General features: G+C 34.7%; 14 protein-coding genes and 1 pseudogene. 7 read left to right on the top strand and 8 right to left on the bottom strand.

The window, feature by feature from the left end; all coding sequences use genetic code 11:
• The first annotated feature begins 353 nt into the window (after positions 1 to 353).
• On the top strand, positions 354 to 779 hold the full coding sequence (locus tag HMPREF3239_RS03380) for a YtxH domain-containing protein (protein ID WP_053030512.1): 426 nt from the start codon (positions 354 to 356) through the stop codon (positions 777 to 779).
• A gap of 166 nt (positions 780 to 945) precedes the next feature.
• Here HMPREF3239_RS03380 and dcm read toward each other — a convergent pair whose 3' ends face one another.
• Positions 946 to 2745: a DNA cytosine methyltransferase gene (gene dcm / locus HMPREF3239_RS03375; protein WP_070854712.1), complete on the bottom strand. Its 1800-nt coding sequence runs from the start codon at positions 2743 to 2745 to the stop codon at positions 946 to 948.
• A gap of 105 nt (positions 2746 to 2850) precedes the next feature.
• Here dcm and HMPREF3239_RS03370 point away from each other — a divergent pair, with 105 nt between their 5' ends.
• Positions 2851 to 4053 carry an HNH endonuclease gene (locus HMPREF3239_RS03370; protein ID WP_070854711.1) on the top strand — a complete coding sequence of 401 codons (1203 nt, stop codon included), beginning with the start codon at positions 2851 to 2853 and terminating at the stop codon, positions 4051 to 4053.
• A gap of 209 nt (positions 4054 to 4262) precedes the next feature.
• The gene (locus HMPREF3239_RS03365) at positions 4263 to 4454 is read left to right on the top strand and encodes a hypothetical protein (RefSeq protein ID WP_053028767.1); all 192 of its coding nucleotides are present in this window, start codon (positions 4263 to 4265) and stop codon (positions 4452 to 4454) included.
• A 151-nt stretch (positions 4455 to 4605) separates the two neighbouring features.
• On the opposite strand, the gene HMPREF3239_RS03360 is transcribed toward HMPREF3239_RS03365, so the two are convergent.
• A complete protein-coding gene (locus tag HMPREF3239_RS03360) occupies positions 4606 to 4872 on the bottom strand; it encodes a DUF1413 domain-containing protein (protein WP_070854710.1) in 267 nt (88 codons plus the stop codon).
• A gap of 189 nt (positions 4873 to 5061) precedes the next feature.
• Between HMPREF3239_RS03360 and HMPREF3239_RS03355 the strand changes: the two genes are divergently transcribed.
• Together HMPREF3239_RS03355 and HMPREF3239_RS03350 are read left to right on the top strand one after the other, a co-directional pair.
• Positions 5062 to 5757, top strand: coding sequence for an SDR family oxidoreductase (locus tag HMPREF3239_RS03355; protein ID WP_070854709.1), 696 nt, complete (start codon positions 5062 to 5064; stop codon positions 5755 to 5757).
• 114 nt (positions 5758 to 5871) lie between these two features.
• Complete coding sequence (locus HMPREF3239_RS03350; protein WP_070854708.1) at positions 5872 to 7104, top strand: acetylornithine deacetylase; 1233 nt, start codon at positions 5872 to 5874, stop codon at positions 7102 to 7104.
• Positions 7105 to 7162: 58 nt separating this feature from the next.
• Here the strand turns inward: HMPREF3239_RS03350 and HMPREF3239_RS03345 are convergent, their stop codons facing one another.
• The 3 genes from HMPREF3239_RS03345 to HMPREF3239_RS03335 form a co-directional block, all read right to left on the bottom strand.
• Entirely contained in the window at positions 7163 to 9328 is a 2166-nt protein-coding gene (locus HMPREF3239_RS03345) for an RNA degradosome polyphosphate kinase (protein WP_053028761.1), read from the bottom strand.
• Between the two features lie 96 nt (positions 9329 to 9424).
• Positions 9425 to 10966, bottom strand: coding sequence for an exopolyphosphatase (ppx, locus tag HMPREF3239_RS03340; protein WP_070854707.1), 1542 nt, complete (start codon positions 10964 to 10966; stop codon positions 9425 to 9427).
• Positions 10967 to 11306: 340 nt separating this feature from the next.
• Positions 11307 to 12851 (bottom strand): AbgT family transporter, encoded by a 1545-nt coding sequence (locus HMPREF3239_RS03335; protein ID WP_070854706.1) that lies wholly within the window; start codon positions 12849 to 12851, stop codon positions 11307 to 11309.
• Positions 12852 to 13121: 270 nt separating this feature from the next.
• On the opposite strand from HMPREF3239_RS03335, the gene HMPREF3239_RS03330 reads away from it, so the two are divergent.
• Complete coding sequence (locus HMPREF3239_RS03330; protein WP_070854705.1) at positions 13122 to 13940, top strand: SDR family oxidoreductase; 819 nt, start codon at positions 13122 to 13124, stop codon at positions 13938 to 13940.
• A 78-nt stretch (positions 13941 to 14018) separates the two neighbouring features.
• Here the strand turns inward: HMPREF3239_RS03330 and HMPREF3239_RS03325 are convergent, their stop codons facing one another.
• Positions 14019 to 15095, bottom strand: a complete 1077-nt coding sequence (locus tag HMPREF3239_RS03325; protein WP_053028757.1) for a M42 family metallopeptidase — start codon at positions 15093 to 15095, stop codon at positions 14019 to 14021.
• A gap of 160 nt (positions 15096 to 15255) precedes the next feature.
• Here HMPREF3239_RS03325 and HMPREF3239_RS03320 point away from each other — a divergent pair, with 160 nt between their 5' ends.
• Entirely contained in the window at positions 15256 to 15723 is a 468-nt protein-coding gene (locus tag HMPREF3239_RS03320; protein ID WP_256323733.1) for a YehR family lipoprotein, read from the top strand.
• Between the two features lie 60 nt (positions 15724 to 15783).
• Here HMPREF3239_RS03320 and HMPREF3239_RS03315 read toward each other — a convergent pair whose 3' ends face one another.
• On the bottom strand, positions 15784 to 17070 hold the full coding sequence (locus HMPREF3239_RS03315; protein ID WP_070854703.1) for an O-acetylhomoserine aminocarboxypropyltransferase/cysteine synthase family protein: 1287 nt from the start codon (positions 17068 to 17070) through the stop codon (positions 15784 to 15786).
• Between the two features lie 305 nt (positions 17071 to 17375).
• Positions 17376 to 18953, bottom strand: a pseudogene (locus HMPREF3239_RS03310) (FMN-binding glutamate synthase family protein).
• Positions 18954 to 18978: the final 25 nt, after the last annotated feature.

The following is an 18978-nucleotide window of genomic DNA, read 5'->3' as shown; positions in this document are numbered from 1 at the left end:
ATACCTCTCCCAATATCAAAACTTTAGCTAAAAATATCAAACTTTTTACTTCATTCAAAAAATTATAGAAAAAAAGAAAGAGACCCATCTTACTCTCCAGTTAAGATGAACCTCTAACGAATTTTATCAATTGAGGATCTCATATCCTCGTACATCAGATCGATCTAATGTAAGTTAATTATAAACCAAACATTAAGGTATAAGTTATCAAAAAATGGACTGAAAGTATCAATAAATTGTATGTAATTAGGAATATGATGACTATTGTTTGAAAAGCATACATAAGAAATTCTAATGTTATCAGCTTAATAAAACGGGTAATATAATGTATATATCATGAGGAGGGAATTGCTATGTCTAAAACTACAGGCTTATTTAGAATTATTGCTGGTGTCGGTGCTGCAACTGCAGCAGTTGTATTATCTCGAAAAGAAAGTAGAGATAAATTAAAAGAGCAATATAATAAATATAAAGAAGATCCAGAAAGTTATAAAGAAAATGCAAAAGGTTTAGCGAGTCAATTAGGTTCAAAAGCTAATGAAACAATTCAAGAGGTTAGAAATAACCCTCAAGAATACGCTAATCGCTTGAAAAATGATCCAAAATCATTCTTAGAAGAAGAAAAATCAAAATTTACTAATTTAGATGCAAACAAAGAAGATGCACTAGAAGAAGGTAAATTTGATGATGAAGGTGGCGCTACTGTTAATAATAATTTAAGAGTAGTCACTGAAGAAGATTTAAAGAAAAACAAAAATGCGTTAGAAGATAAAGATTAGAGTGATAGGAATTAAGAGCTATGTAATTTTCATAGCTCTTATTAATTATAATAAAATCAAATTATATTTTTGGTCAGAAAATATTAGTATTAAACATTCATATATTTGATAGTTAAAGAAAAACACGTTTGGAAAATAATACCACCCTTATTAGGGTGGTGATGAATTAAATATCGAACTCTAAGTTAGTAATTGGTTCAATTCTAGAGCTTGCTATTTTAAAATATTCTTCATTAATTTCAATACCAATAAACTTTCGTTTTAATTCTAAAGCAGCAACACCAGTTGTACCACTTCCCATAAATAAATCTAATATTGTATCATTGGGATTTGTATGAACTTGGATTATTTCTTTCATTAGTTTTAAACTTTTTTGTGTTGGATGTTTAGTTCTTTCTCTACCAGAAACTACCCCTGTTCTATAATTAGCTCTTAAATAGCTAACATTTTCTGGTTTATTAAAAACCCACTTACTTTTCTTTTTCACAGCCCATAGCGCAAATTCTGTATCCTGAACATATCTTCTATTTATATTTCTAGGCATTGGATTAGATTTTTCCCATTTAATGATATCTTTTACAACTAATTCATTTTTTTCCAATTCATCAACGAAGTGACTTAAATATCGGTAAGAGCAAAAGATTATTATAGATCCATTTTTGGATAATAAATCGGTATATGGTTTTATCCAACCATATAAATCAAATTCTTTATCCCAATCACCAAAGTCTACGCCTTTTCTTGGATTCTTCATAGTTGAAAAATTATTGTTTTTAGAGATGTTATAAGGTGGATCTGTTATTATGTGATCAATCTGCATATTGGAATTTTCAATTTCAGTTACAATATCATAAGCATCATCATTAAATAACTTATAATTATCAGTTAAGATACGTGTTGTTTTATTTATTTGCATGTTTATACTTTCTCCTAATTTCTTAGATAGTAATGGGGGGACCGCATTTCCAATTTGCTTACAAATTTCGGTCTTTTTACCTAAAAATTCAAAAGTATCTGGAAAACTCTGAATTCTTGCTGCTTCTCTTGGAGTTATTGCTCGATTAAGGTAAGGGTGAGAATTTTTTCCATTCGATGGCGTATCAAATCTAGTGTCAATAGTAGGGCTTACATCATCCCATACTAGTCTTCCCCATGTAGTTTTAAATTTTTGATTTCCTATCATGTCTGGTGGGAGACATTCTTTTCCACGTTCAGCGGGAATCAAAGAGAGTTTTTTAAGGGCTATTTCTGAATGGTTTGATGCAATGTGATTATATAACACATGACTATTCTTTCTAAGATTATATTGATAATCACTTTGACATGAATTTTTATATTCAGAAATTACACTTCCTTCGCCTGAATTTAAATAACTAAGATCAGATATTGCTTGTCTAACAGTAACTTGCTTATCTGTTTCAGGAAATGGAAGGGACAAAGTTTTATGCTTATACGCTAAAATGAATGCTCTTTCCCTACTTTGGGGTACACCATAATTTTTACTGTTTAAAACACTACACGTCATATAGTACCCTAAGCTTTCAATTTTATTTTGAATTTCATTCATAAAGTATCCATTTGCTGCTGTAACCATACTTTTTACATTTTCAATTATAAAAATGTCTGGTTTTAATTGTTCAACTACTTCCAAATATTCCAAAAACAAAAAATTTCTAGGATCATCTAAACCTAATTTTTTTCCTTTATTACTGAAACCTTGGCAAGGGGGACCACCTATAATCATATTAACGTTTAGATTTTGTGCGCTATTTATAATTTCTTTTTTTACGTCATCTAATAATATATCTCCAACAATTGTTTTAGCATTTGGAAAATTGTGAGAAAATGTTTCTATTGCATGTTTATTGTTGTCTACTGCCAAAACGGTTTTATAATTATCTAAAAAATCTAAACCGCAGGAAAAGCCGCCAGCACCTGAAAATAAATCTAATATTTTAAATTCCATAACATACTCCTTGAGGTATAAAAAATCAGTTCCTCATATCATCTCATATAATAACAAATTATTCAATTAGTTTATGTTAAAATATTCATATAGAGGTGATAAGTTTTGAATTTAGTTAGTGAATTGGAAAATTTAAAATTAGAGAGTTTATTAATAATTTTTTTTAATACTACTGATCAAATTGATGGAGATTTTGAAGTTAGAAGTGGTTACCGTAAGTCGGTACATGCCCCTAAAGATTTAGAATTTAGCGATGTTGAATATAATAATTATTTACTAAATGAGTATACAGAATTAGACTTTGCAATAAAAGGTAATGGTGGGCACGTTGCTTATTTAAAAAATGATTTGAATTATGATTATTCTCAATTATTTAAAAAGTTGTTTTCTTTAATTCAACAGAAAAGATTTGATTATGAGAGTGAAATATTCGATAAAAAAGTAATAAATTGTGCATATGCATTGAGAGGTAGTATTGATATGAATAGGGGGCTTATGGCTTTAGACATTTATGATCGAATACTATCTGAAGATTACATACAACTCTTAACAACATTATTATTAAATACAGAGGCAGTAAGTCAACTAAATTTAAATTTCAGAAATCTACAAAAACAATATGTAGAAAACAAAAACAAAAGAAACACTCAAGTTAGAGTTAATATAAGATGGTTTTACGATAATTGTTTAGATGAATTAGAAAAAGTCAATAAATATAAAGCTGATATTTTAAAAAATAGAAGTCAGATTATTTTACAAAAAAATTATTTTAAGAGTAATAATAGTTTTCTAGAGAGAATAATATTCTATAGAGAGAGAATAGTTAATTCCAGCTTTTCATTTGATAATTTGTCGGAAAATGAATTAAAAAATAAAATTAAAGAGTTGCGTGACCAACTTAATTTCGATAAAGAGCATGTTGAGGAAAAAGGATCCAGAAGAAATAAGCAAATTGTTTTAACGGCTGATGCAATATTACCAGATGAATGTGTTGCTTGTAAAGATTACTATTCTAAGTCAGATAGAACATTTAAAAAACGAAATTCCGATAAGCACTATTTTGAATTGCATCATGTTATTTCATTTGGAGCAAAACAGTCAGGTGACATCCTTGAAAATTTAGTTAAATTATGTCCAGCCTGTCATAGAGCTTTAACTCCTAACAGAGCTGAAGAAGATTATCAAAAAGAAATTATAAAAAATATTTTGCTAAATAGTAATGAAGCAAATGATTATGTAGGTAATTTTATCAAAGAGCCTGATAATTTAGATATGAAAATAGAGTATGTCTATAGTAATTTAAAATAATTCATTTATGATAAAGCGGCTTTAGTAGTTAAATTTGATTCATTATTCATTTTAGGTGAGCATGTATATTCCACATACATAAATCCCTTTGATTACTTTAATTTTCAAAAAAGTGAACTATTTGTGAAAAGTATCACAAAAGGCTTTAAAAATTTTTAAAAGGGTGTATGATAAGAATTGTAAGGAATAAGTAATGGGAAGTGATACTGATGAGAAAAGTAATTGAAGAAGTTGTTTTTTCTGATGAAGGCAGTTACGAAATTTATTTAAAAACTGGTGTTAATCAAGGAATGATCGGTGATATTAAAGATGGCTACTTGACTATCGATTCTATTCCGTACATTGATGCAGAACGACTATATTACTATGGACTCGAACGTAAAACACTCGTTACAAATTAATTCAAATTGAATGGCCTCCTATTAACATTCAAGAACCTTATATGCCTTCGTTGGTGAGCAGTCGAAGGCATACCATAAATATACCCCTAATCATTCTGGAATAATGTGTTGAAAGCCCGTATCTTACCATAGAGATACGGGCTTCAGTGTATTATAAGTCTTTGAAATTCTTCTTAACTTCATTGTATTGGTATTCTTGATTATATAACTTGAATTTATACCCTTCTTGACTAGAGAATGGCATTCTTACACGTGGTATTTCGTCCAATTGTGCGATAAATTCTCTTTCTTGGCGTGTGCGTTGTTTCACACTCATATTCATCCATTCGTCCTCACTATATAAATCGATGAAATGGAATGAGAAACTTGTTCTACTCTTTTCAGCGCGTAACGCTTGAATACGTTCTTCAAATGTCATTGCGTCTCCTCCTATCTTTCTATATGCCCAATGATTTACGTATATACATTAACTTTAATACGTTTTCATAAAGATTACAATTCTTCTCAGTATTTTCATGATAATATTTCCCGGGAACAATCATGAAGGTTTAATGTATATGAAATAAGGTAATGTATTCAATGAATCTATAGTAAAGGATGAAGTAAAATGACAGAATTAAATGGACGTGTAGCAATTATTACTGGCGCAAGTAGCGGTATTGGTGCAGCAACAGCGAAAGCACTTGCGACACAAGGTGTTAAAGTCGTATTAGCAGGACGCAGTGAAGATAAATTAAACCAAGTCGCACAAACATTAAATGAAGAGGCCGTACACATTGTACCTACAGATGTAACCATTCAAACAGACGTTGATGCATTAGTCGCGCAAGCCATCGATACATTTGGACAGGTCGATATCTTTGTTAACTGTGCAGGCCTTATGCGCTCTTCTAAAATCACAGACTATCAAGTTGATGCATGGGATGCAATGGTAGATACAAATATTAAAGGCCTTCTATATAGTCTGAATGCGATATTACCTAAATTCGAGGCACAAGGATCAGGACATGTTGTGAATTTAGCTTCAATATCTGCGAATGAAGTTTCTAAAGCCAGTGCCTTATATAGTGCAACGAAATCTGCCGTACTGATGATTTTTAATGGCTTAGAAAAGGAATTAGCTAAAACAGGTATTAAAACGACAAGCATCTTACCAGGTATGGTGGATACACCAATGACAGAACATAGTGACTTTGGTGGTCGTAAGAAACTAGATCCTGAAAACATAGCAGATGCGATTGTTTATGCACTAACGCAACCAGCACATGTCAATGTAAACGAAGTAACTGTGAGACCGGTATAATAGTCATAGGTGTTTCTTGTCATTTGACAAGAAACACCTTTTTTGTAATCTTTATCGTGATACACTGGTAATGAAGGACGTAGTGGGGGATTATGATTTAAAGGAGTGACGAAGATGGAGGAACGTCTTTATAACTTGTTGGAATTGCTAGTTAGTTACAATACGGAGAGTCCACCGGGACGTAATACCGACCCATTACAAGATGAGATAGAAACATTATTAACACGTTATGGCTTTAGCATTCAACGAGAACAACTGTATAAGAATGATAGTATTATTGTCGCAACGTTAAAGGGTGAGGACCCTGAAGCACCGAAACTCATATTAAATGGACATGTTGATGTAGCGTCAGTCGATGATGATTCGAACTGGCAGTATCCGCCTTTTCAATTAACTGAAAATGAGGGCTGGTTATATGGACGTGGTGTCAGTGATATGAAAGGTGGTATGGCATCGTTATTCTATGTACTTGAACAGTTACATCAAGAAGGACGCCAACCGAAAGGCGATATCATTGTACAGTCTGTTGTAGGCGAAGAAGTTGGCGAAGCAGGTACAAAGCGTGCCTGTGAAATTGGTCCTCAAGCAGACTTAGCACTCGTGCTTGATACAAGCGAGAATATGGCACTTGGTCAAGGTGGTGTCATTACGGGTTGGATTACTGTGAAGAGTAAGAATACCATTCATGATGGTGCACGTAGTCAAACCATTCATGCAGGTGGTGGGTTATTTGGTGCGAGTGCCATTGAGAAAATGACAAAGATTATACACGCTCTAAATGACTTAGAACAACATTGGGCAGTGATGAAACATAGTCCTGGTATGCCACCTGGTGCCAATACGATTAATCCAGCAGTCATTGAAGGTGGACGCCATCCTGCCTTTATTGCAGATGAGTGCCGTTTATGGATAACCGTTCACTATTTACCAAATGAACGTTATGAAGATGTTGTCGCAGAGATAGAAGATTATTTGAATCGTGTAGCTGAAGCGGATATTTGGCTACGTGAGAACCCATTACAATTTGAATGGGGCGGTGAATCAATGATTGAAGATAAAGGTGAAATCTTCCCAAGCTTCACTATTCCGCTCAATCATCCTGGTTTTAAACAATTACAATCAGCACATCATCATGTTCATGGCACAGACTTAAAACATGGTATGAGTACGACCGTCACAGATGGTGGTTGGACTGCGCACTTTGGTATTCCTACGATTTTATATGGACCTGGTAGTCTAGAAGAAGCACATAGCGTAGATGAGAAGATTGAAGCATCAGAACTTCAAACTTACAGCGATGTGCTATATCATTTCTTAAATCATTGGTACGATCATCCAGAGAAGTAAACAATAGAACAAAGGCAATGGTCATGTGCGACCATTGCCTTTTTAGCTATTTCAAAGATTATTTTTTTAATGAACGACGAATACGGTTCATCCAATTTGCACGACGTTTCGATACGACGGGCATGCCTGAAGGTTGAGCTGAACGTTTTTTAAGTTCTTGTCCATATTTAATCGCTTCTTGCATTAAATAAACTTGTGAATTTAATGGTGACAAGTTATTTTCTACATAATGGTAATGACCATGTTCGTCTTGGAAACGTCCTTTTTGGTTATCAGATAATTGTAAATCCATAAAGTCAACTAAACGTTTACCAATCTCTTTATCTTCAACTGGGAATAGGATTTCTACACGTTTAATCATATTACGTGTCATTACGTCAGCTGATGATAAGTAGATACGTTCATCGCCATTATTATGGAAGTAATAAATACGAGAATGTTCTAATAATCGACCAACGATACTTACAACTTCAATGTTCTCACTAATGCCTGGGATACCAGGTTTTAAGCAACAAATACCACGAATAATGAGTTGAATCTTCACACCGGCTTGTGATGCTTCGAATAATTTTTCGATGATTGTTTTGTCTGTTAATGAGTTCATTTTCATCATAATTTTACCGTTACCATGTTGAAGGTGACTGCTAATCTCTTTGTCGATTCGGTCGATAAAGACGTCACGAATATCAAACGGTGCAACGATTAATTTATTGTATTCTGGTTTGACAGAGTAACCACTTAAATAATTGAAGAAGTTAATTGCATCTTCTGCAATTTGTTTATTTGTAGTGATAATACCCATATCTGTATATAATTTCGCAGTTTTGTCATTATAGTTACCTGTGCCCAAGTGAACGAATGACGTTAATTCGCCACCGACACGCTTAACTACTAATGCGATTTTACTATGTGTTTTCAGGTGTGTCATACCGTATATCACGTGACACCCTGCGTCTTCTAACATACGTGCCCAATGGACATTGTTTTCTTCATCGAAGCGTGCTTTCAATTCCACAAGTACGGTTACTTGTTTTCCTTTTTCTGCGGCTTCTTTCAAACTCTTAATGATAGGTGAGTCTTTACTTACACGATACAATGTTTGTTTAATTGCAATCGTATTAGGGTCATCTGCCGCTTCACGGATAAAATCAACGATCGGTTCGAAAGATTCGTACGGATGGTGGAAGAAGATGTCACGTTTCAATGCAAGTTCGTATAAATTGTTGTTTCCTAGTGAACGTGGAATTTGTGGTGAATATTTCTCATAAGTGAGATAGTTTAATTTATGAGATAAATGATCGACTAAACCAAAGATAAATGTTAAATCTAGTGGTCCATTAAGGAAATAAACATCTTGATGATCCACTTCTAATGTCTCGATAAGCCAATCTAGATCATCTGGATTAGCGGTACGACCATCAACTTCTAGACGTACTGCTGAACCACTCTTACGTTCTTTAAGGAAACGTTCAATTTCGATAAGTAAGTCTTCTGCGCCATCTTCATGAATCGTTAAATCAGCATTTCTTGTAATTCTGAAAGTAAATGTATTTAAGACTTCATAACCAGTAAATAAATAATTGATAAAGTAAGTAATAACGTCCTCAACCATCACAACATACTGTTTAGCACCTTCATTGTAAGTTAGAAATCTTGGAATAAGTGATGGTATTTGAACGATAGCTGAATTGATGGCATCTTCAGTGTCAATATCAACGAAGATGTTTAAACTTTTATTATTAAGCTTAGGAAACGGATGGTAAGCATCTATGCCGAGTGGTGTTAAGGTTGGCAAGATAGTTAATTTGAAATCTCTTTCTAATTTATCTAATATTGGTTCAGATAATTCGTTTGGTTCACACATCACAATTTCGTAATCTCGAAGTTCAGTCATTAATTCATTGTAGCGTTCATATTGCTTATCTACATATTTTTTAGCTTTTTCTTGGATAGCATCAACTTGTTCTTGTGGTGTCATTTGTGCTTTGTTTTCAGGCTTATCATATCCCATTTTAACTTGGTCTTTTAAACCAGCAACACGAACCATGAAGAATTCATCTAAGTTTGAACTAAAAATAGATATAAAGTTTAATTTTTCAAGTAGCGGGTTGTTTTTATCATATGCTTCTTGAAGTACGCGATAGTTGAAATCAAGCCAACTTAATTCGCGATTGTTATAGTATTGCGGTAAGCTAATATCATTTTCTCCCAATTGAGTTTGCATTCCAAATACACCTCGTCATTTCCTCAAATATGCGTTGTTCTTTTCAATTAGTAAGTAAAAGGCATAACGTCCTAACTTTAAGATAGCATACTTGTTTTAAGATTTTGTAAAGATGATAGAAACATTTCCTTTAAGTATCTTTTCAATATGTTTTTTCTGTCTATTTGCTTGATATTCTTCGGCAATAGGCTCGCCTTCTGTATAAAATACAGTTAGTTGATAGTCGTCGTCGCCTTTTTTCTTTTTCTTCAATTCGACATCGACAACAAAGCTTGTTTGTGAAATGTTTAATGCGTTAATGAATTTAATAATGCCACCTAATGTTTGGATTGAATCTATTTCCTTATTGCTGAACCAATCCGTTTCTTGGCAATAGAATTTCAATAGTGATTTATTTTTAAAGCTGGCAAGTAACGCCAATTTAACTCGGTCCTTATGTGTATAGCCATTTATCATTGAGTTAGCAATGATGTAATACGTGTGTGGAGAACTTGAATCAGAATCGATGAAACTACCAAGATAGTATATATAAGCGCCTTCTTCAAAGAGACGTTGCTCATTGTCGCTAATATCTAAATCTGCGATATCAATGAGTTGTGATAATAACGATTTAGCTAGTTTGAGACGCGCTTGTGAACTAACATCTTCAATCTTGTATTCACGTGCTAAGAAATGGATGGACTCTTTACGGACGTTATGTTTATCAAAGACGTCAGGGTAGCGTTCACGAACTTGTTTCATGACATAGCCTTCACGTAGACCGTTTCTTGAGAATGTAAACTGCTTTGCGTCTACAATTTTATATAATGTTTTGAATACGGATACCGCTGGAAGGATAATATCTGCACGATCACGACTTAAACCATCAAGGTTGGTTAAATCATCACGATCGTTTTTACGAATGATATCAAAGACTTCATCGATATCTTTATTCGTCATTGTGTAGTTGTGGACACCGCCAATAGGATATGAATGCTCGGCTTGATGAATACGCGCAACATTTCGAGCGGAACCACCAACACCCACAAGCGCAACCTTTTGATCTTTAAGCCATTCTAACGATTCAAATTGTTGTGATAAGAATTTCTCCATATCTTTAATAGCACCTTTGTCATTGTGCGCTTTGTCATTGAAGAATTTTCTTTTGAGTGTCACGACACCGAAAGGGAAGCTGTGGGATTCAAAAAGTTCTTTATCTTTAAATAATGTTACTTCAGTCGAACCACCGCCGATATCAACGGATACACCATTTTCGATTTCCGTCGTATGTGTGATTGCATAGTAACCGTAGTAGGCTTCGTCCGATTCAGGTACGATTTTAATATCGATGCCTACTTCCTTTTTAACTTCCTTGACGATTTCGTCATTGTTTTTAGACTGACGAATTGCTGCTGTAGCAATCGGATGTAACTCGGTTACATTGAATTTATCTGACACAGATTTGAAACTGTGTAGTGCGTCAATGAGTACTTTTATGCCGTCTTTACTCATCTTATTATCTTTAGTGAGATATTGGCTTAGACGTGCAGGGGTCTTAATGTTGAGCAATTCATTAATGCCTGTCGCTTTATTAAAGTTGAAAATAACTAATCTGATTGTGTTGGATCCAATATCTACTAAACCTATTCGTTCTTCCATCGTGTCCTCCTAAATGCCTAAAATAATGTTAATAATGAATACACTTCTATACCTTTATTTTACCGTAATATCACGCTTTGAAAAAGAGAGAGTGACATAATTATTGGTAATAAGTAAAAAATTTTGTAAGGGATTACATATAAAAAAGGGAGCGGGACAGAATTCTTTTAAATTCGTTGTCCCACCCCCGCAAGGATGACTAGAACTGAGAAAAGCTCGATTTAAGCGTCTTCTCAGTTCAGTCAGCTACTGCGAATTTGCTAAATAGCATTATTATATTATTTATGTCCCAGACTGTTTTACAAAGATTTGCGTTTCAATTATCACGATGTATTGCGAATTAGTGTGGGATTTTGACAGGGCCACCTGGTCCGAGTGGAATGCCAAGAAGGTACCACGCAATGACGAATAAGGTCCACACAATACCTAATGCGAAGGTGTATGGCATTAAACTCGAAAGTAGAGAACCTAGTTTCATATTTTTATCATACTTTTGCGCATAAGATAGCACCAGTGGCATATAAGGCATCATTGGTGTAATAGGGTTTGTAATTGAATCACCGACACGATAAATCATTTGTGTAAACGCTGGATGATAACCGAGTAGAATCATCATTGGTACAAAGATTGGCGCAAGAATACCCCATTTAGCAGATGCGCTTCCAATAATTAAGTTAATTAAACTACTCAATATGATAATGCCGATGATGAGCACAATCCCATTTTGATGTTGTAATAATTTAGCGCCATAGACTGACACAATAATCCCTAGATTACTCCATTGTAAAAAGGCGAGTAATTGAGCGGCAAAGAAGACGATTAATATAAATGATCCCATAGAACCAAGTGAGTCACTAATCATGCTACCTAAATCTTTGGAATTCTGAATTTGTTTACTTAAAATCCCGTAAACAATCCCAGGAATTAAGAAAATAACGAGGATGACTAATCCTACACCATTAATTAATGGAGAATCATCAATAAGACTTCCAGTTTTTGCGTTTCTTAACCAACTACTTTCTGGTAAGCAACAAATGATTAACGCTACGATGAGTATTACGAAAGACATGTTTGCCCAGAACAACGCTTTTTTCTCTGTTGGCGTAATATGTGATGATGTTTCCTCATCTTCATCGTAATCTGCTTTACTCGCATCATAGTCGCCTAAACGTGGAATAACAACCTTTGTTGTAGTGAAATAAATCACAGGAAGTACCAAGATCACACTCGCTGCAATAAAGTACCAGTTCATTGCAACATTAATCTTGACACTATCTGAAACAATCTTCGTTGCAGGTTCTGTAAATGCATAAACAAGTGCATCCTGCATACCAATTAAGAAGTTGGCACCAAATCCACCTAGTGATGACGCATAGGCCATTGCAAGACCAGCGATGGGATGATAGCCAATCTTAATAAAAATCATTGCAGCAAGTGGCGGCAAGATGACTGTTGCTGCATCGCCAGCTAAGCTGCCTAATATACCAATTAAAATAATAGTTGGTACAATAATGCGTTTTGATGCGCGATTCACAACTGAAATCATTAATTTATCAAAGTAACCTGATTTCTCAGCAGCACCGACACCAATCATTACAGCTAATACAAGACCAAGTGCAGGGAACTCTGAGAAGTTCTTAATGGCATCATTCATAATCATGGCGATACCTTCAGTACTCAGAATACTCTTTATATGTATGGTATCTCCATTTCCTGGATGCTTAACCGATACATCAAACAGAGAAACGATCCAAGTAATAACGGCTAAACCAATACACATTAAGAAAAAGAGCATGGCAGGGTCTGGTAATTTGTTACCAGCTTTTTCTACGCCATTAAGTAATTTATTAACGATAGATGTTTTTTTATTTGTTTTAGTGGTCATAAAATGGCCCCCTTTGTTCGTTAACACAAAGTATAACAAAATGTTTTTTAAAATATAGCAATTTTCAGAAATTTAAATATAAGAATTGGTTATGTATAAGATAAGTACAATAATATTAGCTTATGTATATAGAATTAAATCATGTTTTTAAGGGTAAGCGGTATCATTTTCGGAATAGGGTTTGAGTGCATTTGAAGTGTGGAAAATAGATATTGAATAGATACATTTAGTTTCATTAATAAGATTGGAAAAATAGGAGTGAAGGCCTTTATGAAACGTTTAGAAAATAAAATTGCAGTGATTACAGGTGCAAGTACAGGTATAGGGCAAGCATCAGCAAAAGCATTAGCTAATGAAGGTGCTCATGTATTAGCGCTGGATATTTCAGATGAATTAGAAAAGACTGTTGAAGCAATCAATAACGATGGTGGCAAAGCGACTGCGTATAAAGTAGATATTTCAGATGATCAACAAGTTCAAGATTTTGCGGATAAAGCTAAAGCGACATATGGACGTGTAGATATTATCTTTAATAACGCAGGTGTGGATAATGGTGCAGGTCGTATTCATGAATATCCTGTAGAAGTGTTCGACAAAATCATGGCAGTGGATATGCGTGGGACATTCTTAGTAACTAAATTCTTACTACCATTAATGATGGATCAAGGTGGTTCAATTATTAATACGGCATCATTCTCTGGTCAAGCTGCAGACTTATACCGTTCAGGTTACAATGCGGCTAAAGGGGCAGTGATTAACTTTACTAAATCGATTGCGATTGAATACGGCCGTGAAAATATTCGTGCAAATGCCATTGCACCAGGTACTATTGAGACACCATTAGTGGATAATTTAGCAGGAACGTCTGAAGATGAAGCGGATAAAACATTCCGCGATAATCAGAAATGGGTCACTCCACTTGGTCGTTTAGGTAAACCTGAAGAAGTAGGTAAACTCGTGGCTTTCCTAGCATCTGATGATAGTTCATTTATTACAGGTGAAACGGTTCGAATTGATGGTGGTGTCATGGCTTATACTTGGCCTGGAGAAATGCTAAGTGATGATAGCTGGAAGCACTCAGTAGAATAGAAAAACATTATTTTATTAAAAAAGGGAGCGGGACGACGAATTCAAAAGAATTCTGTCCCGCTCCCTTTCAATCGCAAATTACCATTTTATTCTATTATAAGCATCATCGTTAAGTGAACGAACGATTTCAGTTACTAGGCGAACTGAATTTTCATAATCATCTGTGTGTAATACAGAAACATTTGAATGCATGTAGCGTAGCGCTACACCGATAGAAATGGTAGGAATACCTTCATTAGCTACATGGATACTACCAGCATCAGTACCGCCACCAGCAGTGGTATCCCATTGCACAGTAATGTAATGTCTCTTCGCTACTTCTTTAATATGTTGGCGTAAGCCTTGGTGGGCAACATTTGATGCGTCCATTAAAATAACGACAGGGCCATTACCTAAAGTCGTATCACTACCAAGTTGATTCATACCCGGTGTATCATAGGCCACTGCAACATCTACAGCAATTGCAAGATCAGGTTTGATTTTATTGGCAGCTACTTTAGCACCGCGTAATCCCACTTCTTCCTGTACGGTTGCGCCTGCATATAGATCTATGCCGATATGTTCATCTTTGAGACGTTTTAATACATCGACAGCAAGTGCACAACCATAACGATTGTCAAAGGCTTTAGCCGTTAAATATTTACCATTCGCAAGTTGCTCAAATTCACTGTATGGTGTAATCATGTTGCCCACTTCGATACCGTGATTTTCAGCGTCTTCTTTACTTCTCACACCAATATCTATAAACATGTCTTTAATTTGGATTGGTTTCTTACGTTCTTCAGGATCTAAGACATGTGGTGGTTTTGAGCCTATAAGACCACGAATCTCAGTACCATCATCGGTTGTGATAGTTACTTTTTGAGATAACATGACTTGGTTCCACCAACCACCAATCGGTTGGAATTTAATAAATCCATTATTATCGATTTTGGTTACAATAAAGCCGATTTCATCTAAGTGACCCGCTACCATAAGTGACTTTGTACCATTGTCGCTCGCTTTTTTACCAAAGATGCCACCTAAGCCATCTTCAACAATTTCATCACTCACTGGCTCTAAATAGGATTTCATCTTTGCTTTAACATTGTGTTCATAACCAGCAATGCCGTTAACATCGGTCAATGATTTTAATAATTCGATTGATTCTTTCATATGCACACACTTCCTCACGTCATTATTTACTCATATTGTAGCATGTCGGCATTTGATTTTCTGAAAAAAGTGTTTCTAATACGAATTATCTGGTAATGATATACATAATAAGATAAAGTAAATGCTATAATTTATTTGAAAATGACATAGTGGGAAGTAGATGAGTATGATGAAAAAGTGCTTTATGTTAACGATATTATTAGTGTTAAGTGTCAGTATATTAGGCGCATGTAGTAAAGAGCGTTCTAAGACATATGAAGGTGACATGGATGGTAAGCATGTGTTAACTACATTGTCTTATAAAAAGAATAAAGTAGTTAAACAATCAACAGTAACGACATTGAAATATAATGATTTCGGTATGTCTAAGAAAGAAGCTAAGAAGATGTTTGAAGATCACCGTCAACTGAAAGATTTAAAAGGTGTATCTTATAGTTTAAAGCATAATCATGAAAAGTGGGTTGAAACAATTGATATTAACTATAAAAAAGCAGATATCAAAGCAGTCAAAAATGATTTTTCTTTAATGTCAACGTCTAAAAATGACAAAAAAGTCAATATGGAAGGCACTGTAAGAGAATTGAAAAAACTGGGCTTTAAACAAAAAAGTAATATGACAGATGAATAATGAATCAAAAAAGCTGTAACGACGATGAATGTTCAGGTCGTTACAGCTTATTTTTATGACTTAAATGATACTAAGTGCATCGTTTAAGTCGTTAATAATATCATCAGCATTTTCAGTACCAATAGATAGGCGAACCATTTCTGGAAGTACACCGGATTGTCGTTGTTCCGCTTCGGTTAATTGTTGATGTGTTGTACTTGTCGGGTGAATGACGAGTGATTTAGAGTCACCTACATTTGCAAGTAATGAGAATAGTTGTAATTTATCAACGAAGCGAGCAATATCATCAATTGAACCATCTACTCCAAATGTAAGAATAGCACCTTGTCCTTTAGGTAGGTACTTTTTAGCTAAGCTATGATATTTGTTATCTTTAAGGCCAGGATAGTTAACCCAAGTAACCTTAGGATGTTGCTCTAAAAATTGAGCAACTTTTAGAGCATTTTCAGAATGACGTTCCATACGTAAATGTAGTGTTTCCAAACCAATTAAAAATTCATGAACATTGTAAGGTGATACAGCTGAACCTAAGTCACGTAATAATTGAACACGTGCTTTAGTAATATATGCAGCTTCTCCGACATCATTAGTATATGAAATGCCATGATAACTTAGGTCAGGTTCGACTAATCCAGGGAATTTGCCGTTATCCCAGTTAAATTTACCACTATCTACAATAATGCCTCCTATTGACGTACCATGACCACCAATAAATTTAGTAGCTGAATGGATTACAACATCAGCACCGTGTTCGAATGGACGACATAAATAAGGAGAGGCAAATGTATTATCAATGACAAGTGGTAAACCATTATCGTGAGCAATTTTTGCTACTGCTTCAATATCTAATACATCAATGGCTGGGTTGCCAATAGTTTCGGCATAAATCGCTTTTGTTTTATCATTAATTACTTCATTAAAATTGTTAGGATCACTAGGGTCAACGAAGTGAACTTTAATGCCTAGCTTTTTAAATGTAATGTTTAATAAATTATAAGAACCACCGTATAGGTTAGATGATGCAACGATTTCTGAACCAGATTCCACAATATTGAGTAATGCAAGTGTGATAGCTGCTTGACCTGAAGAGGTCGCTAATGCACCGACACCACCCTCTAATTGGGTGATACGAGCTTCAAAGACATTCTGAGTTGGGTTCATAATTCGAGTATAAATATTACCTGGTTTAGCCAGTGAGAATAAGTCTTGAGCATGTTGTGTGTCATCAAAGACATAACTAGATGTTTGATAAATAGGGACAGCACGCGATTTAGAGAATTCATCGATTACTTGACCGGCATGAATTGTTTGTGTTTCAAATTTCCAATTTGGATGATTGTCTGTCATGAGTATTACCTCCAATTAATAGAATATTCTGATAATTTATTTTTAATTATTATACAGCACTTTAAAATGAAATCAAACTGAATTAGTAGGAATTAAGATGGGTTGGTGTAGAATTTTGAACGACTTATATATAGTGCATTAGCTAAACTCAAAAATAACTTAGAAAGAAGCTGTGACATAAAATTCTTGGATATGTAAAAAAGACAATTCCTAATTAAATAATATAGAAATTGTCTTCTTTAAGTATTTAAATGTTGTCTCTAACTATTATCACTATCTAGTTCTCATCTCGATTTGTAAACAAGTTAACTTATTAATTTCAGTTTGTAATCGACAATGTCTTCAATTGAACCATCTAAACGTTTAATTACAATGTGATCACTCGTAATGTCATTCGGACTTTGAACACCGACGGCAGCGGCAATGTTAAATAAGCCTTCATGTAAACTTGTGATATAGTTTGTCACACGATATTGCTTCTCATTGACAATTAACGCTTTCTCTTTCTTAGGATCTGTCGTTGCAACGCCGACAGGACATGTGTTCAAGTGACATTGTTGACTCATAATACAGCCAACACTAATCATCATACCGCGAGCGATATTAACTAAATCAGCACCTAATCCTAAGACAATTGCTACTTTATCTGGTGTAATTAACTTTCCTGAGGCAAAGATTTTCATTTTATCTCTGATTTGGTGGCGTTCTAACATTCCAGATACGATTGGAAGCGCGGTAAATAATGGAAGACCGACACCATCTTGTAATTCTTGGAACGTAGCACCGGTACCACCTTCACCACCATCAATGGTAATAAAGTCAGGATAAATGTTCATTTTAATCATTGTTTGCACGAGTGATTCAATTTCTTCCACTTTACTTACAACAATTTTAAAGCCTACAGGTTTCTGACCTAATTGGCGAAGTTTATCAACAAATTGTAATAAATCTTCAGGTGAGTCAATAAAGTCGAAGCGGTTTGGTGAATTGATCGTTTTATACGGTTCGATATTTCTAATTTTGGCAATTTCTTCTGTAACTTTATTGCCTTCCATATGACCGCCACGTGTTTTCGCACCTTGCGCCAGTTTAATTTCAAAGGCTTTAACTTCTTTGTGGTGTGCTGTTTTTAGAAATTGTTCGTCACTAAAGTTACCATCTTTATCACGAACACCGAATAGACCAGGCCCAATTTGAAAGATGAGGTCGCCGCCACCTTTAAGGTGATATTCTGACAAGCCACCTTCACCGGTGTTCATCCACGTGCCTGCACGAGCTAAGCCTTATGATAATGCAGTGATTGCACGACCACCTAATGCACCATAACTCATGCCTGATTGACCAACCAGTCGTTTTACTTTATAAGGATGTTCCAAATCATCGCCTAGAACGATGGCATTATCGTCCGTTAAGTAGTATGGATCAATGTCTGTTTGGTCACGATGTTCATCACGTTTGAATAATCGCTCGCTATCTACTTTATAGACAAATGTTGAAATCATAGCGTGATTATCAATTTGTAATTCATGACGTTGTAATGGGAACATGGTGTTACGTATGTAAAATCCATCTTGATATGCGCGTTGTGTCCCGAAACTAGACATTCGAGAATTGTATTTACCGGCTAGAACGATATTTGTGTACTGAATTCTTGAAAATGGTTTCCCCTCTGTATCATTCGCAAACAAATATTGGCGTAATTCCGGGCCAATCTTCTCTGCGAAGTAACGTACACGTCCTAGAACAGGATAATTACGTAAGACACTGTGTTGATCTTGTCCTTTATCTTTAAATAACAACACAAGTACCAAGCCGATTATTGAAAGTATGACAATAAATATCATTACGTTCACAATAAACTGCATTACTGTAAGTATAGAAATCACTATTATTTCTCCCCCTTCAAAC

The sequence above is a fragment of the Staphylococcus sp. HMSC34C02 genome (genome assembly GCF_001838705.1).
Taxonomy (GTDB): Bacteria; Bacillota; Bacilli; order Staphylococcales; family Staphylococcaceae; genus Staphylococcus; species Staphylococcus borealis.
Note: the sequence above shows the minus strand (reverse complement) of the source record. Positions and strands in the feature narration are given on the sequence as shown.

Excerpts from the sequence above, each read along its gene's own strand:
- HMPREF3239_RS03380 (WP_053030512.1), top strand. The coding sequence starts at position 354 with ATGTCTAAAACTACAGGCTTATTTAGAATTATTGCTGGTGTCGGTGCT.
- dcm (WP_070854712.1), bottom strand. The coding sequence starts at position 2,745 with ATGGAATTTAAAATATTAGATTTATTTTCAGGTGCTGGCGGCTTTTCC.
- HMPREF3239_RS03365 (WP_053028767.1), top strand. The coding sequence starts at position 4,263 with ATGAGAAAAGTAATTGAAGAAGTTGTTTTTTCTGATGAAGGCAGTTAC.
- HMPREF3239_RS03360 (WP_070854710.1), bottom strand. The coding sequence starts at position 4,872 with ATGACATTTGAAGAACGTATTCAAGCGTTACGCGCTGAAAAGAGTAGA.
- HMPREF3239_RS03355 (WP_070854709.1), top strand. The coding sequence starts at position 5,062 with ATGACAGAATTAAATGGACGTGTAGCAATTATTACTGGCGCAAGTAGC.
- HMPREF3239_RS03350 (WP_070854708.1), top strand. The coding sequence starts at position 5,872 with ATGGAGGAACGTCTTTATAACTTGTTGGAATTGCTAGTTAGTTACAAT.
- HMPREF3239_RS03345 (WP_053028761.1), bottom strand. The coding sequence starts at position 9,328 with ATGCAAACTCAATTGGGAGAAAATGATATTAGCTTACCGCAATACTAT.
- ppx (WP_070854707.1), bottom strand. The coding sequence starts at position 10,966 with ATGGAAGAACGAATAGGTTTAGTAGATATTGGATCCAACACAATCAGA.
- HMPREF3239_RS03335 (WP_070854706.1), bottom strand. The coding sequence starts at position 12,851 with ATGACCACTAAAACAAATAAAAAAACATCTATCGTTAATAAATTACTT.
- HMPREF3239_RS03330 (WP_070854705.1), top strand. The coding sequence starts at position 13,122 with ATGAAACGTTTAGAAAATAAAATTGCAGTGATTACAGGTGCAAGTACA.
- HMPREF3239_RS03325 (WP_053028757.1), bottom strand. The coding sequence starts at position 15,095 with ATGAAAGAATCAATCGAATTATTAAAATCATTGACCGATGTTAACGGC.
- HMPREF3239_RS03320 (WP_256323733.1), top strand. The coding sequence starts at position 15,256 with ATGAGTATGATGAAAAAGTGCTTTATGTTAACGATATTATTAGTGTTA.
- HMPREF3239_RS03315 (WP_070854703.1), bottom strand. The coding sequence starts at position 17,070 with ATGACAGACAATCATCCAAATTGGAAATTTGAAACACAAACAATTCAT.